Here is a 14,339-nt window from a genome sequence, read left to right on the forward strand (position 1 = left end):
CATCCCATGCGAGTGCTGCTCATCTCCACCAACAAGATCAGGGTGCCGCGGCCGGCGCTGCCGATCGGCATGGCCTACATCAGCGCCGCCCTCAAGCACGCCGGACACGACGTCGACGTCCTGGACCTCCTCTGGGAGTCCCGGGAGCTGAAGGCGGTCCGGGAAAGGCTGACCACCGGCACGTACGACGTGGTCGGCATCGCCGTACGCAACCTGGACAACCTCACGTTCATCGACCCGGTCTTCTTCGGCCCGATGACCGAGAAGATCGTCCAGTGCGTACGCAAGTACACCAGTGCCACGGTCGTCCTCGGCGGATCCGGCTTCTCGGTGGAGCCGTTGTCGTTCTTCGAGTACGCCCAGCCGGACTACGGCATCGCGGGTGAGGGCGAGGCCGGCATCGTCCAACTGCTCGACTACCTCCAGTCCGGCGGTCGTCTGGAGTCGATCTCGGGACTCTGCTACCTCGACGAGAACGGGAAGTTCTGCCAGAACCAGTCGAACTCCGCCTTCGACCTGGGGGCGTTGGAGCCGGACCGATCCGTCTACGACCCCCGGTATTTCGAGGAGGGCGTCTCGGCGGCCTCCGACCTCACCCGCGACCACCAGCCGGCCATCGAGACCCTGCAGACCAAGCGGGGCTGCAAGCTGTTCTGCTCGTACTGCATCATCCGCAAGACCGAAGGCAAGGGCGACCGGTTCAAGGACCCGGTCGAGGTCGTCGGCGAGATTCAGCGGGCCATGGCGGACAACCCGGCCGTGCGGGAGTTCGAGATCGTCGACGCGACCTTCAACTACCCGATGGAGTACGCGGCCGAAGTGTGCGAGGAGATGATCCGCGCCAAGCTCGACGTACCCTGGTACTGCCAGTTGACGCCGAACGCGGTCACGCCGGAGTTCGTCGAGCTGCTGCACGCGGCCGGCTGCATCCGGGTGGACCTCGGCACCGACGCGCTCACCGACGAAGCCCTGTCGGACCTGATGAAGGGCTTCGACATGGCGCGGGTCCTCGAGATCGACCGCCTCTTCACGGCCAGCCCGATCGAGCACACCCACTGCATCTTCCTCGGCGGGCCGGGCGAGACCCCCCAAGCGCTGAGGGAATCGATCCGGTTCACCGAGCGGTATCTGAATCCGGCCCAGATCTACGCCAACCTCGGCATCCGGATACTCAGCGGCACCAAGCTGCAGCGCCAGGCCGTCAAGGCCGGGATCCTGCGGGAGGGGCAGGGCACTTTCGTCCCCGCCTTCTATGTGGAGCCGGCCATCCTCGCCGATCGGGACACGCTCGACTTCGTCCGCAACGCCTACCTGAGCCACAAGAACTGGTACCTGTGGTGGGGCCTGGGCGGGCAGAACCTGGCGGACCGCTCGAAGGACACGATCCGGGCCGTGGTCGAGATGCAACAGGAGTACGAGTACGTCATGCAGAGCAAGCCGCGGCTGGAACGCGCACCGCGACCCACCACCCAGCCGCTCAAACTCACGATCGGCACCTCATGACGGATGTTCCAGCGGTCGCCGAAGAGTTGTTGAAGACGCTCACGGACCGAGCGGATCCGGACTTCGCGGGGGGAATGCAGCGGTACTTCCCGCACGAGATCCGGGCGCTCGGGGTCGGCAACGCCGCGGTCGCCGAGATCGCCACCGACTACTTCCGTGACCGGCGCGACGTCTCCGCGGCGACGCGACTGCTCCTGGCGGAGGCGCTGTTGGCGCGCGCCGAGTACCACGAGGAGGTGCTGCTGGGCTTCGCCGTCCTGCACAAGGTCGCCAGGACCGGATTCGGCGACGAGTTGCTGGACCGCTGCGAGCACTGGCTGCAGACCTACGTGTCCAACTGGGCGCAGTGCGACGACATGTGCCTGAAGCTGCTGTATCCGTTCTTCCTCGGGCATCTGGAACTGATCCCGCGGACGCGGCGCTGGGTCGAGTCCACCTCGCCGTGGGCCAGGCGTGCCGCGAACGTGGCGGTCGTGAAGTTCGTCCGGCGCAAGGTGGGCCGGACGGTCTTCGAGCTGCCGCCGTCGCACGTCTTCGACAACTGCGCCCGGCTGATGCATGACGACCACGTCTATGTGCAAAAGGGCTGCGGCTGGCTGCTCAAGGTCACAGCAGAGGTCCATCCCGCAGAGGTGGCCGAGTTCCTGCGTACCTGGCACACCGAAATGCCCCGCGACACCTTCCGGTACGCGGTGGAGAAGATGGACCCGCGGATGCGGCGGTCCTTGATGGCACTGGGACAGGGGTGACGCGATGAACGCGACCGGCCGCTACGTCCACCGTCGGGGCATCCACTGCGAGACGGCCTGCCAATGCGCCCTTCTCGCCGCCGGCGGATTCACGGTCGACGAGGAGGTCGTGTTCGGGCTGGACGGAGGCTTCGGCTTCTCGTTCTTCCCGGCGAACGGCAACGCGCCGGACATCGCCGTCGGCAAGCAGGCGATCATGCCACTTCGGGCGGCGCGGCTGATGGGCGTCGAGGTCGCCGTGCATACGCCGAAGTCCGGCGCGGGCCTGGCCAAGCTGCTCGAGTCGGCGCCGGCCGTCATGACCCGGGTGGACCTCGGTCTGCTCCCGTACTGGGGTCTGGACGGGCGCTCCTCCTTCGGCGGGTACTTCGTCAACGTGGTCCGCCCCCTCGGGGCCGACGCGTTCGAGGTGTCGGACCCGGCGTTCGACGAGCCCGTGTCCGTGAGTACGGCCGAGTTGCAGGCGGCCCGGTCCAGCCGCAACTCGCCGCCGCTGAACCCGGACTGGAAGGTGTACGTCTTCGGCGCACCGCGGAGGACACCGCAGCTGAACCTCGTCGGGCCGGTGGCCGTCCGGAACCTGTGCCGCGAGGTCCTCAGACCGGGCAGCCGGCACCTGGGCATTCCCGGGATGAGGCTGCTGGCCACGACGGCGGCGTCATGGCCGCAGTCCAAGCACGGCGAGGTCGAGGACGTGGACCTGACCGGCCGTGTGGTGCGGACCGACGCACTGGCGCGTCAACTACTGCATCTGGGACGGCAGATCGAGTCGTTCGGCACCGGCGGCGGGCTGTTCCGCCCGATGATCGGCCGCTACCTGACGAGGATGGCCGACAGCACCGGCGAAGCACGCTACGCCCATGCGGCCGGGCAGTTCCTCGAGAGCGGCCGGTTGTGGTCGAACCTGGGATCCGCCCTGCTGACAGCTGGGGCAACCGCCACCGCGCGCGACGATCTCAAGACGCTCGTGGACGCCGTGGCGGACACGGCGCGGTCCGCGATGGACATCGAGAAGCGGGCGCTCACCGCGCTCACCACCCTGTAGCCGCGAGGTCGAGACATGCCCACCGAGGACGAGTCCGTACTGCTCCAGGGCCCCGAACGCTGGAACGAACACGCCCGTCGGCGCCGGGCGCAGGGCCCCTTCCGGCCCGACCTGCGCAAGGCGGCGCTGCACGGCGCCGACCTGCGAGGCGCCGAACTCGCCGACGCGGACCTCACCGACGCCGTGCTGACGGAGTCGTACCTGATGTCCGCCGACCTGCGGGGCGCGAATCTCGAAGGCGCCAATCTGTGCGAGGCGTACCTCATCCTGGCCGAGCTGAACGACTGCCGGCTCGTCGGCGCGAACCTGGAGGGCGCGGATCTCAGCGGTGCTGATCTGACCGGCGCGGTGCTGGACGCGAGTTTCCGGCGGTCGGCTGTGATATCGGACTACCTCACGATCTGGCCATAGCGAAAGGAGCCCCTCGTGATCATTCTGGGCTACAACGGATTTGGCAAGTCTGCGGAAATCTTCGGGCGCCTCTTTCGCGCCACCGGCATCGACCGTCACCTGTTGTACGGCCACGACTCGTCCGCCGCCCTCGTCATTGACGGAAAGTTGGTCGCCGCCGTCGAGGAAGAACGGCTCAACCGGGAGAAGAAGACGTCGAAATTCCCGGTCAAGGCGATGCGCTGGTGCCTGGAATCGGCCGGGCTCTCCTTCGACGACGTCGACACCTTCGCCTTCTCCTGGCAGTTCTCCCAGGACGTGGTGAACAAGATGATCGCCGAGATCACCGAGGACGGCGCGGCGACCGTGGAACAGAAGTTCGCGCGCTTGCAGCGCCTGGCGGAGACCCATGCGGCGATGTTCAGCGAGGACGCGACTCAGGCCGACTTCCTCGAGCACACGGGCCACAGCCTGAACCCGGAGAAGCTGGTCCGGGTCCCGCACCACATCGCGCACCTGATGACCGGCTACCACCTGTCGGGCGGCGGGGACGCGGCGTTCCTGGTCAGCGACGGTCGCGCTGAATGGCTGTCGTCGATCATGGGCGAGGTGCGCGAAGGCGAGGCGAAGATATTCGACGACGTCACCATCGACTCGCGACACTCGCTGGCGATGCTCTTCTCCGTGGTGACGCGATACCTCGGATTCGTCCCGAACAACGACGAGTACAAGGTGATGGGGCTGGCCGGCTATGGCGCGCCTCCCGAGCCGAACCCGTTCCTCACCGACGTGGTCGAGGTGTGCCCCGACGGCACCTACAGGATTCCCTATCCGGCGAACGCCGTCCCCGCCTACTACGAACTCTTCGATCGTATTTTCGGCGGAGACGCGGAATGCCGGGAGGACTTCGACTACCGGGTGCGCGTGGCCAGTGCGGCACAGCACATGCTCGAGACGGTGACCGCCGGCCAGATCCGGACGCTCGAAGCCCGGAGCGACCTACCACGCGTGATTTTCGAGGGCGGACTCGCCCTGAACTGCGTCAACAACAGCAAGCTGCTCGAGCGTTCACGCTTCACCGAGATGGACGTCAGCTTCGGCGCCAGCGACGTCGGCGTGGCCATCGGGGCGGCTCTGTTCGCCAGCCGGCAGGCCGGCACACCGCCCCGGGTCAGCACGTCGCCGTACCTGGGCCCCAGCTACGGCGGCCAGGAGATCCAGGCGGCCCTCCAGCAGTACGCCGGCCAAGTCACCTGGCGGGAACTGGACGCCGAGGACGTGCCGCGGGAGGCCGCGACCCTGATGCAGGAGCGATGCGTCATCGGGTGGTTCCAGGGGCGTCTTGAGTACGGACCGCGCGCCCTGGGCAACCGCAGCATCCTGGCCAATCCGAGGTTCCCCGACATCAAGGACATCATCAACGAACGCATCAAGCACCGCGAGCAGTTCCGGCCCTTCGCCCCTGTGGTCCTCGAGCATCTGGCGCCCGACGTCTTCGAACTCGGCAAGAAGAAGTCCTCGCCGTACATGACCTTCGTGGTTCCGGTGCGACCCGAGTACCAGGAGATGATCCAGGGTGCCTGCCACGTCGACGGCACCTCGCGGATCCAGACGGTCACCGAGCAGAGCAATCCGCTGCTCGCCGAACTGCTGCGTCAGTTCACCGAGCTCACCGGGATTCCCTGTCTGATCAACACATCGTTCAACGTCGCCGGCGAACCCATCGTCTGCTCACCCGCGGATGCTCTGGCCTGCTTCCTCAAGACGGAGATGGACCATCTGTTCCTCGGCAACTTCCTGGTGTCGCGCGCGATGTGAACGAGTGAACTCCCTTCTGGTACCGGCCACCCGCAACCGCACTCAAGGAGGCTGCGCTACGATCCACGCGAAGGAAGGGACAGGTGAACAAGTGTCGCTTTTAGAGGCAGAACCGTTCGTCGGCAAACACTGTGAGTCGACCACCCTCGTGAATCTGTTGCGGCAGCAAGAGATCAACTTGTCGGAGTCACTCGTCTTCGGCCTCGCCGGTGGCCTGTCGTTCATCTACTGGCGGACGAAGCAGATGCCGACGCCGTTCGTCGGTGGCCGCATCAAGCCCGACACGCTCTCCGTCAATCTCGCGAATGCGCTGAACTTGCGGCTGTCCGTTCACGAGACCTCTTCGGTGAAACGGGCGAGGGAACAGTTGCTGGAAGAGCTTGATTCCGGAACCGTTGTCGGCCTCAAGCTCGACCGGTACTTCCTCGACTACTCCACCGACGACTTCCGTTTCGCGGCACACTATGTCGCCTGCGTCGGGCACGACGACGACCGTTTCGCCCTGGTCGAAACTCAGCCGCTCGGCCTGAAATGGGCCTCCGGCGAATCCCTCGCGACGGCGCGAAACGCGCGCGGCCCGATGAGTTCACGTAACCGAGCCTTCACCCTCGATCGTCGGAAGGGCGGCCTTCCTGACCTGGGGGAAGCCGCCCGCAAAGGCATCAAAATGGCGGCGGAAGACTTTTTGAATCCGCCGATTTCCAACTTCGGGTTCAAGGGGATGCACAAAGTCGCCGACCTCATGCCGCAGTGGCTCGACGACCTGGAATCGCCCGCGGACAGCCTTCCCGAGATCTCCACGATCATGGAAGACGCGGGAACGGGCGGGGGCCTGTTCCGCATGATGTGGGCGGAGTTCCTGGCGGAGACCGCCGAACTCACCGGTGTCGCCGGCTTCCGGGAGATCTCGGACGCGTACCGCGAGGTGTCGGAGAAGTGGACCGGCGTGGCCAGGCTTGTGCACGAGGCGGGAGTCGCGTCGTCGCGGGAATCCCTCCACAGCGCGTCGAAGCTGGTGCATGAGGCCGCCGAGGAGGAACACCACCTGATGAGCCGTCTCATGGAACTGTCGAGCTGACCTGACCCCACGGCAGCGGGGTCTCGTCCTCACGGCGATGAGCGCCAGGCGGGCCGAGGAGGCGCGACGGGGCGACTGCACGGTCTTCGCTCACCGGCAGCCGAACTGCCTCGTCCCGCAGCCCAGGGCGTAAGGGGAAGTGGGTACGCGGGGCGAGGCGCTCGGTGTTCAACGCACATCGTCGACGGTCAACCGCCTTGCGGACACGGCGATCCGCCCGGCTGGACGTTCGGCGAGCGCCGACATGCGCTCCTGGCCAGGGATCACACGAACCGTGCTTCCCGGCCGGTGCCGATGGTGAGGTGGTGACGGACGGCCAGACCTCAGCAACCGAAGTCGATGAGATCGAACGTGGCGTAGTGGTCGGAGGTGTAGTAGTCCTCCTGGGACTCCTCACCCGTGACGATCCGACGTGCGCCGCGCGTGGAGGAGCCCGGCGTGATCACGGTGTACTCGTGATAGTAGCCCGACGGCTCGCTGGGCAGGACGCCTTCGCGGTTGGAGAAGACGGTGCCGTCCTGCGAGTACGGGAACGGGCCGTCCGACGCGATCAGGTCGAGTGTGTCGTGCGCCTGGGAGGGCAGGTCGCTGTAGCAGATGCTGCCGACTGCGGCGGCCGCCGGGGTGGCGGTGACGGTGCCGCCGATGAGGAGGGCGGACAGGACGGCGGCTGCGGCGCCGATGCGGGTGATTCGTGGGGGGAATCTCATGCCGTCATGATGACGCGCGTAGATGGTGGCATGTCAATGACAACTCCAAGAGTTTCCCGTCCCGTCCGATGAGTTTTCGCGGAGTTAACTTGTGACCTGGCGTCACCACGTCGCTCCCACACGTCGTTTCGAACCGGGCGTGGGGACATCGAGATCGTCGGGAGGCCGCGGACGGCGCCCAGGCCGAGGAACCCGTCTCGCGCACCCGGCCGGACGTCGTCCTCATGGACATCCGGATGCCATCGGTGGACGGGCTCACCGCGACCGAGCGGCTGCGTGCGCGGGCCGACGCCCCGCAGGTCGTGGTGCTCACCACCTTCCACGCCGACGAGCAGGTGCTGCACGCCCTGCGCACGGGCGCCGCCGGCTTCGTGCTGAAGGACACCCCGCCCACCGAGATCGTCGACGCCGTGCGCCGGGTCGCGGCCGGCGACCCCGTGCTGTCGCCCGCCGTCACCCGGCAGGTGATGCGGCACGCGGCCGGCGGCGCCGCCGACGCGCGCCAGGCACGCGCGCGTGAACGGCTCGCCGTCCTCAACGACCGCGAACGCGAGGTCGCCGTCGCCGTGGGCCGCGGCCTCCCCAACGCGGCGATCGCCACCGGGCTGTTCATGAGCGTGGCCACCGTCAAGACCCACGTCTCCCGCATCCTCGCCAAACTCGGCCTCGACAACCGCGTCCAGATCGCCCTGCTCGCCTACGACGCCGGACTCCTCGAGGACGACGGGCACTAACCGGGCGTCCGGGGCGTTGTCCGGAAAATGGAGTGCTGCTGTCCTGGCCTCGGGGGCCGCAAGGGGAGGACGGGAAGGACATGGAGCTGATCGACCTGGGGGAGTACGGCGACGAACTGCGCCGGAACCCGCACGCGGTGTACGCGCGCCTGCGCGAGCGCGGCCCGGTCCACCGCGTCCGGCCGCCGGGCTCCGACAAGAGCTACGAGAGCTGGCTCGTCGTCGGGTACGAGGAGGCCCGCGCCGCGCTCGCCGACCCGCGTCTGGCCAAGGACGGCAGCAGGATCGGCGTGACCTTCCTCGACGAGGACCTGATCGGCCGGCACCTGCTGGCCACCGACCCGCCGCAGCACACCCGCCTGCGCGGCCTCGTCGCCCGGGCCTTCACCATGCGCCGGGTCGAGCGGCTGCGCCCGCGCGTCCAGCAGATCACCGACGACCTGCTGGACGAGATGCTCCCGGCCGGCCGCGCCGACCTCATCGGCTGCCTCGCCTACCCGCTGCCCATCACCGTCATCTGCGAACTCCTCGGCGTCCCGGAGCTGGACCGCGACGAGTTCCGCAAACTGTCGACGGAGGTGGTCGCCCCGACCAGCGCGCAGCGCGAGTACGACGCGGTGGTCCGCCTCGCCGAGTACCTGACGGAGCTGATCGAGGACAAGCGGTGCGCCGGTCCGGCCGACGACCTGCTCAGCGACCTGATCCGCACCACCGCCGAGGACGGCGACCGGCTCTCGGCGGAAGAACTGCGCGGCATGGCCTACGTGCTGCTGATCGCCGGCCACGAGACCACGGTCAACCTCATCGGCAACGGCGTCCTGGCGCTGCTCACCCATCCCGAGCAACTCGCCGCCCTGCGCACCGACATGGGCCTGCTGGACGGCGCGATCGAGGAGATGCTCCGCTACGAGGGCCCGGTGGAGACCGCCACCTTCCGGTATGCCGCCGAGCCCCTGGACATCGGCGGCATCCGGATCGAGCGGGGCGAGCATGTGATGATCGGCCTCACCGCGGCCCAGCGTGACGGCGCCCGCTATGCCGAGGCGGACCGCTTCGACATCCGCCGCGACCCCCGCGGCCATCTCGCCTTCGGTCATGGCGTCCACTACTGCCTGGGCGCACCCCTGGCCCGCCTGGAGGGCCGCACTGCCATCGGCACCCTCCTGCGCCGCGCCCCCGCCCTCACTCTCGACGGCGCACCCGGCGAGTGGCTTCCGGGCCTCCTGATGAGAGGCGTCCGCACCCTGCCGGTGCGCTGGTAGCTCTTCGGCCGCCGGGCACCCGTCCGGCGGCCGGTGCGGGGCTCGCCCCCCCCGCCCGACGGTTCCGAACGACCGTCGGACGGCACCCGTGCCGGGCCTCGGCTAGGCGGCCCGTGCCCGGTCCGGGATCTCGGCCAGGGACACCGGGCGCCGCTCCCGGCGGGAGAGCTCGCAGGCCTCGGCCACCCGCAGAGCCTGCAGGGCCTCGTGGCCGTCGCACGGGTTGGGGCGCTCGCCGTGCACCACCTCCAGGAAGGCGTTCAGCTCGGCCTCGTACGCGGGGCCGAACCGCTCCAGGAAGCCCGGCCACGGCTTGTCCGCGGGCGGCGGCCCGGTCGGCTCGGTGGACGCGAGCGGCGTACGGTCGTCCAGGCCCACCACGACCGTGTCCGCTTCCCCGGCCAGCTCCATGCGCACGTCGTACCCGGCGCCGTTCAGCCGGGTCGCCGTGGCCGTGGCCAGCGTGCCGTCGTCCAGCGTGAGCAGCGCCGCGCCCGTGTCGACGTCCCCGGCCTCGCGGAACATCGCGGGCCCGGCGTCGGACCCGGTGGCGTAGACGTCGGCCACCTCACGGCCCGTCACCCACCGCAGGACGTCGAAGTCATGGATCAGCGTGTCCCGGAACAGCCCGCCGGACAGCGGCAGCCAGTCGGCCGGGGGAGGGGACTGGTCGCAGGTCATCGCGCGCACGGTGTGCAGCCGGCCGAGGCGTCCCGAGTGCACGGCCTCGCGGGCGCCGGCGTATCCCGCGTCGAAGCGCCGCTGGAACCCCATCTGCAGAATCGTGCCCGCCGTCTCCACCTCGGCGAGCGCCTGCAGCGTGCCCGGCAGGTCGAGCGCGATCGGCTTCTCGCAGAAGACCGGCAGGCCCGAGCGGGCTGCCCGACCGATCAGTTCGGCGTGTGCCGACGTCGCCGTGGTGATCACCACCGCGTCCACGCCCCACTTGAAGATCTCGTCCACACCCGGCGCCGCCGTCTCACCCAGCCGGTGCGCCAGTCCCTGCGCACGCGCCGGATCCGCGTCCGTCAGGATCAGCGACCCGACCTCCCGGTGGCGGCTGAGCGTTCTCGCGTGAAGGCTGCCGATGCGGCCCGTACCGATGACCCCGATGCGCATGGAAACAAAGTGAGGGCGGAGCCCGTGCGCTGTCAATGCGTATGTCCGGACAACCGGACTACACAACTTCCCGTCAACCGGCCACGGGGCTACGCTCGGGCCGTGCCGAAACCAGATGTGGACCCCACCGTGTCGCTCGACCTCCATGTGGACCGTAGCTCCCCGGTGCCGTTGTACTTCCAGCTCTCCCAGCAGCTGGAGGCCGCCATCGAGCACGGCAGCCTCACTCCGGGCAGCTTGCTGGGCAACGAGATCGAGCTGGCCGCGCGGCTCGGTCTGTCCCGGCCGACCGTCCGCCAGGCCATCCAGTCCCTCGTCGACAAGGGGCTCCTCGTGCGCCGCCGCGGCGTCGGCACGCAGGTGGTGCACAGCCAGGTCAAGCGCCCGCTGGAGCTGAGCAGTCTGTACGACGACCTGGAGGCGGCCGGTCAGCGCCCCGCGACCAAGGTGCTGGTCAACACGGTCGTGCCGGCCTCCGCGGAGGTCGCCGCCGCGCTCGGCGTCCCCGAGGGCGGCGAGGTGCACCGCATCGAGCGGCTGCGCCTCGCGCACGGCGAGCCGATGGCGTACCTGATCAACCACATCCCGCCGGGCCTGCTCGACCTGGACACCGCCCAGCTGGAGGCCACCGGCCTGTACCGGCTGATGCGCTCGGCCGGGATCACCCTGCACAGCGCCCGCCAGTCCATCGGCGCCCGCGGTGCCACGGCGGCCGAGGCCGAGCGGCTCGCCGAGGACGAGGGCGCCCCGCTGCTCACCATGCAGCGCACCACCTTCGACGACACCGGCCGCGCGGTCGAGTTCGGCGACCACACCTACCGGCCGACGCGTTACTCCTTCGAGTTCCAACTGCTCGTCCGGCCCTGACCGGCGACCGCGTTCGTTGCAATGTCCGGACATTCGGACGGGTGCGTGCTCCCCGGCTGTGTCATGAGTGTCCCCCGTGTTCGATACTGGAGCGTTTGGGGCCGCTGAGCTGATCACCGGCCCCTTCCGTACGTACGAACACAGCAAGAAGGGGCACTGCCTCGTGGCACGGTTCAGGACGTGGGCGGTCATCGCGCTGACAGGGGCACTTTCGCTGTCCCTCGCGGCATGCAGCAGCACGGGAGGCAAGCGGGCCGAGGACGCCCGCAAGGCCGCCGCGGCCCAGGGGAGGGCGGCGGTGAACACGCCCCGCTGGACCTTCGCGATGATCACCCACTCGGGAGACGGCGACACCTTCTGGGACATCGTGCAGAGCGGCGCCAAGCAGGCCGCCGTCAAGGACAACATCAACTTCCTGTACTCGCACGACGACCAGGCCCAGCAGCAGGCGCAGCTGGTGGACGCGGCGGTCGACAAGAAGGTCGACGGCATCATCGTCACCCTCGCCAAGCCGGACGCCATGAAGGCAGCCGTGGCCCGCGCCGAGAAGGCCGGCATCCCGGTGATCACGGTGAACTCCGGCTCCGCGGAGTCCAAGGCCTTCGGCGCCCTCACCCACATCGGCCAGGACGAGACGATCGCCGGCGAGGCCGTCGGCGACGAGCTGAACAAGCGCGGGAGGAAGAAGGCCCTGTGCGTGCTGCACGAGCAGGGCAACGTGGGCCACGAGCAGCGCTGCGACGGCGTCGCCAGGACCTTCCACGGCACGCTGCAGAAGCTGTACGTCAACGGCACCGACATGCCGGACGTGCAGTCCGCCATCGAGGCCAAGCTCCAGGCCGACGACTCCATCGACTCGGTCGTCACCCTGGGCGCCCCGTACGCCGACACCGCCGTGAAGGCCAAGGGTGACGCGGGCAGCAAGGCCGAGATCGACACCTTCGACCTCAACGCCCAGGTCGCCGCCGAACTGAAGAACGGCACCCTGGGCTTCGCCGTGGACCAGCAGCCGTACCTCCAGGGTTACGAGGCGATCGACCTGCTGTGGGCCTACAAGTACAACGGCGACGTCCTCGGCGGTGGCCGGCCGGTGCTGACAGGGCCGCAGATCATCACCAAGGACCAGGCCGCCGCGCTGGCCGCGTACACCGAGCGGGGCACGCGATGAGCGCAGCCATTGATGAAAGGATTCTGCAGAGCTCGCCGCCGAAGAAGCTGCTCTCCCGGCCGGAACTGGGCTCGGTGGTCGGCGCCCTGGCCGTCTTCGTCTTCTTCGCCTGCGCCGCCGACGGTTTCCTGCGCGCCTCCAGCCTCAGCACGATCCTGTACGCCTCCTCGACCATCGGCATCATGGCCGTACCCGTGTCCCTGCTGATGATCGGCGGCGAGTTCGACCTGTCGGCCGGCGTCCTGGTGACGTCCTCGGCGCTGGTCTCCTCGATGTTCAGCTACCAGATGACGGCGAACAGCTGGGTCGGCGTAGGAGTGTCCCTCCTCGTGACGCTGGCCATCGGCGCCTTCAACGGCTTCATGCTCACCCGCACCAAGCTGCCCAGCTTCATCGTCACGCTGGGCACCTTCCTGATGCTGACCGGCATGAACCTCGGCTTCACCAAGCTGATCGACGGCACGGTGTCGACGAAGACCATCGGGGACATGGAGGGCTTCCCCTCCGCCCACGCGGCCTTCGCCTCGACGCTCACGATCGGCGGGGTCGGCTTCAAGGTCACGATCCTGTGGTGGCTCGGGCTGGTGGCGACGGCCTCCTGGATCCTGCTGCGCACCCGCGCCGGCAACTGGATCTTCGCCGTCGGCGGCAACCAGGACGCGGCCCGCGCGGTCGGCGTCCCGGTCGCCAGGACCAAGATCGGGCTCTACATGGGCGTGGCGTTCGGCGCCTGGATCTCCGGCCAGCACCTGCTCTTCTCCTTCGACGCCGTCCAGTCCGGCGAGGGCGTCGGCAACGAGCTGATCTACATCATCGCGGCCGTGATCGGCGGCTGCCTGATCACCGGCGGCTACGGCAGCGCGATCGGCTCCGCCGTGGGCGCCCTGCTCTTCGGCATGACCAGCAAGGGCATCGTCTTTGCCGAGTGGAACCCCGACTGGTTCAAGTTCTTCCTCGGAGCGATGCTGCTCCTCGCGACCCTGCTCAACGCCTGGGTCAAGAAGCGCGCGGAGGTCAACAAGTGACTCTGGTCGAGCTGGCCGACGTCAGCAAGCACTACGGCACCGTCCGCGCCCTCGAAGGCGTCTCGCTGGAGGTCCACCCCGGCGAGATCACCTGCGTCCTCGGCGACAACGGAGCCGGCAAGTCCACCCTGATCAAGATCGTCGCGGGTCTGCACCGGCACGACGGCGGCACCCTGAGCATCGAGGGGGAGGAGACGACCCTCTCCTCCCCGCGCGAGGCCCTGGACCGCGGTATCGCCACGGTTTACCAGGACCTGGCGGTCGTCCCCCTCATGCCGGTCTGGCGCAATTTCTTCCTCGGTTCCGAGCCCCGCAAGGGCAAGGGCCCCTTCAAGCGCCTGGACACCGACCTCATGCGCCGTACCACCCGCGAGGCGCTGCTCCGCATGGGCATCGACCTCAGGGACGTCGACCAGCCCATCGGCACCCTCTCCGGCGGCGAGCGCCAGTGCGTGGCGATCGCCCGCGCGGTCCACTTCGGCGCGAAGGTCCTGGTCCTGGACGAGCCGACGGCGGCACTGGGGGTGAAGCAGTCCGGTGTGGTCCTCAAATATGTGGCCGCGGCACGCGACGAAGGGCTGGGCGTTGTCTTGATCACCCACAACCCGCATCACGCGTACCTGGTCGGGGACAGATTCGTCCTGCTGCGCCGCGGCACAATGGTGGGCAATTACACACGGGACGAGATCACTCTGGACGAGCTGACCCAGCAGATGGCGGGAGGATCCGACCTGGACGCTCTGCGCCATGAACTGCAGCGTGGTTGAGGGGCGCGGGGAACTGTGCGACGAGCCACAACGCACCCGCGGTCGGCGACGCTCGCGCACCCCCCTCTCCTGTCCCGTACGCGACCCACACCCACGGTGAGGCA

General features: G+C 68.6%; 13 protein-coding genes and 1 pseudogene. 12 read left to right on the forward strand and 2 right to left on the reverse strand.

Features of this window, described 5'->3' with window-relative positions; genetic code table 11:
• Positions 1 to 6 precede the first annotated feature (6 nt).
• The 6 genes from ACWCQS_RS37550 to ACWCQS_RS37575 are packed head-to-tail and all read left to right on the forward strand — an operon-like array spanning position 7 to position 6,583.
• Positions 7 to 1,503, forward strand: coding sequence for a B12-binding domain-containing radical SAM protein (locus ACWCQS_RS37550; RefSeq protein WP_451008640.1), 1,497 nt, complete (start codon positions 7 to 9; stop codon positions 1,501 to 1,503).
• On the forward strand, positions 1,500 to 2,252 hold the full coding sequence (locus ACWCQS_RS37555) for a DNA alkylation repair protein (protein ID WP_451008641.1): 753 nt from the start codon (positions 1,500 to 1,502) through the stop codon (positions 2,250 to 2,252). Before ACWCQS_RS37550 ends, ACWCQS_RS37555 begins: the two co-directional genes overlap by 4 nt.
• A 4-nt stretch (positions 2,253 to 2,256) precedes the next feature.
• A complete protein-coding gene (locus ACWCQS_RS37560) occupies positions 2,257 to 3,297 on the forward strand; it encodes a DUF4872 domain-containing protein (RefSeq protein WP_451008642.1) in 1,041 nt (346 codons plus the stop codon).
• A 15-nt stretch (positions 3,298 to 3,312) separates the two neighbouring features.
• Positions 3,313 to 3,708 carry a pentapeptide repeat-containing protein gene (locus ACWCQS_RS37565; protein WP_451008643.1) on the forward strand — a complete coding sequence of 132 codons (396 nt, stop codon included), beginning with the start codon at positions 3,313 to 3,315 and terminating at the stop codon, positions 3,706 to 3,708.
• A 15-nt stretch (positions 3,709 to 3,723) separates the two neighbouring features.
• On the forward strand, positions 3,724 to 5,505 hold the full coding sequence (locus ACWCQS_RS37570; RefSeq protein ID WP_451008644.1) for a carbamoyltransferase family protein: 1,782 nt from the start codon (positions 3,724 to 3,726) through the stop codon (positions 5,503 to 5,505).
• 4 nt (positions 5,506 to 5,509) lie between these two features.
• Positions 5,510 to 6,583, forward strand: coding sequence for a BtrH N-terminal domain-containing protein (locus tag ACWCQS_RS37575; protein ID WP_451008645.1), 1,074 nt, complete (start codon positions 5,510 to 5,512; stop codon positions 6,581 to 6,583).
• 323 nt (positions 6,584 to 6,906) lie between these two features.
• Here ACWCQS_RS37575 and ACWCQS_RS37580 read toward each other — a convergent pair whose 3' ends face one another.
• On the reverse strand, positions 6,907 to 7,293 hold the full coding sequence (locus ACWCQS_RS37580) for a ribonuclease domain-containing protein (RefSeq protein ID WP_451008646.1): 387 nt from the start codon (positions 7,291 to 7,293) through the stop codon (positions 6,907 to 6,909).
• A gap of 135 nt (positions 7,294 to 7,428) precedes the next feature.
• Here ACWCQS_RS37580 and ACWCQS_RS37585 point away from each other — a divergent pair.
• Positions 7,429 to 8,027: pseudogene (locus ACWCQS_RS37585) on the forward strand (response regulator); the annotation flags it as partial.
• An 80-nt stretch (positions 8,028 to 8,107) separates the two neighbouring features.
• Positions 8,108 to 9,289 (forward strand): cytochrome P450 family protein, encoded by a 1,182-nt coding sequence (locus ACWCQS_RS37590; RefSeq protein WP_451008647.1) that lies wholly within the window; start codon positions 8,108 to 8,110, stop codon positions 9,287 to 9,289.
• Between the two features lie 102 nt (positions 9,290 to 9,391).
• Here the strand turns inward: ACWCQS_RS37590 and ACWCQS_RS37595 are convergent, their stop codons facing one another.
• On the reverse strand, positions 9,392 to 10,408 hold the full coding sequence (locus tag ACWCQS_RS37595) for a Gfo/Idh/MocA family protein (protein WP_451008648.1): 1,017 nt from the start codon (positions 10,406 to 10,408) through the stop codon (positions 9,392 to 9,394).
• A 129-nt stretch (positions 10,409 to 10,537) separates the two neighbouring features.
• Here ACWCQS_RS37595 and ACWCQS_RS37600 point away from each other — a divergent pair, with 129 nt between their 5' ends.
• The 4 genes from ACWCQS_RS37600 to ACWCQS_RS37615 all read left to right on the forward strand — a co-directional run bounded on the left by ACWCQS_RS37600 (position 10,538) and on the right by ACWCQS_RS37615 (position 14,235).
• A complete protein-coding gene (locus tag ACWCQS_RS37600; RefSeq protein WP_451008700.1) occupies positions 10,538 to 11,275 on the forward strand; it encodes a GntR family transcriptional regulator in 738 nt (245 codons plus the stop codon).
• A 163-nt stretch (positions 11,276 to 11,438) separates the two neighbouring features.
• Entirely contained in the window at positions 11,439 to 12,443 is a 1,005-nt protein-coding gene (locus ACWCQS_RS37605) for a sugar ABC transporter substrate-binding protein (RefSeq protein ID WP_451008649.1), read from the forward strand.
• A complete protein-coding gene (locus ACWCQS_RS37610) occupies positions 12,440 to 13,468 on the forward strand; it encodes an ABC transporter permease (protein ID WP_451008650.1) in 1,029 nt (342 codons plus the stop codon). The genes ACWCQS_RS37605 and ACWCQS_RS37610 overlap by 4 nt, the downstream gene beginning before the upstream one ends.
• Complete coding sequence (locus ACWCQS_RS37615) at positions 13,465 to 14,235, forward strand: ATP-binding cassette domain-containing protein (protein WP_450801775.1); 771 nt, start codon at positions 13,465 to 13,467, stop codon at positions 14,233 to 14,235. Before ACWCQS_RS37610 ends, ACWCQS_RS37615 begins: the two co-directional genes overlap by 4 nt.
• Positions 14,236 to 14,339: the final 104 nt, after the last annotated feature.

The organism is Streptomyces sp. NPDC002076 (assembly GCF_053593835.1).

Coding starts and splice junctions, on each gene's coding strand:
- ACWCQS_RS37550 (WP_451008640.1), top strand. CDS start 7: ATGCGAGTGCTGCTCATCTCCACCAACAAGATCAGGGTGCCGCGGCCG.
- ACWCQS_RS37555 (WP_451008641.1), top strand. CDS start 1,500: ATGACGGATGTTCCAGCGGTCGCCGAAGAGTTGTTGAAGACGCTCACG.
- ACWCQS_RS37560 (WP_451008642.1), top strand. CDS start 2,257: ATGAACGCGACCGGCCGCTACGTCCACCGTCGGGGCATCCACTGCGAG.
- ACWCQS_RS37565 (WP_451008643.1), top strand. CDS start 3,313: ATGCCCACCGAGGACGAGTCCGTACTGCTCCAGGGCCCCGAACGCTGG.
- ACWCQS_RS37580 (WP_451008646.1), bottom strand. CDS start 7,293: ATGAGATTCCCCCCACGAATCACCCGCATCGGCGCCGCAGCCGCCGTC.
- ACWCQS_RS37590 (WP_451008647.1), top strand. CDS start 8,108: ATGGAGCTGATCGACCTGGGGGAGTACGGCGACGAACTGCGCCGGAAC.
- ACWCQS_RS37595 (WP_451008648.1), bottom strand. CDS start 10,408: ATGCGCATCGGGGTCATCGGTACGGGCCGCATCGGCAGCCTTCACGCG.
- ACWCQS_RS37610 (WP_451008650.1), top strand. CDS start 12,440: ATGAGCGCAGCCATTGATGAAAGGATTCTGCAGAGCTCGCCGCCGAAG.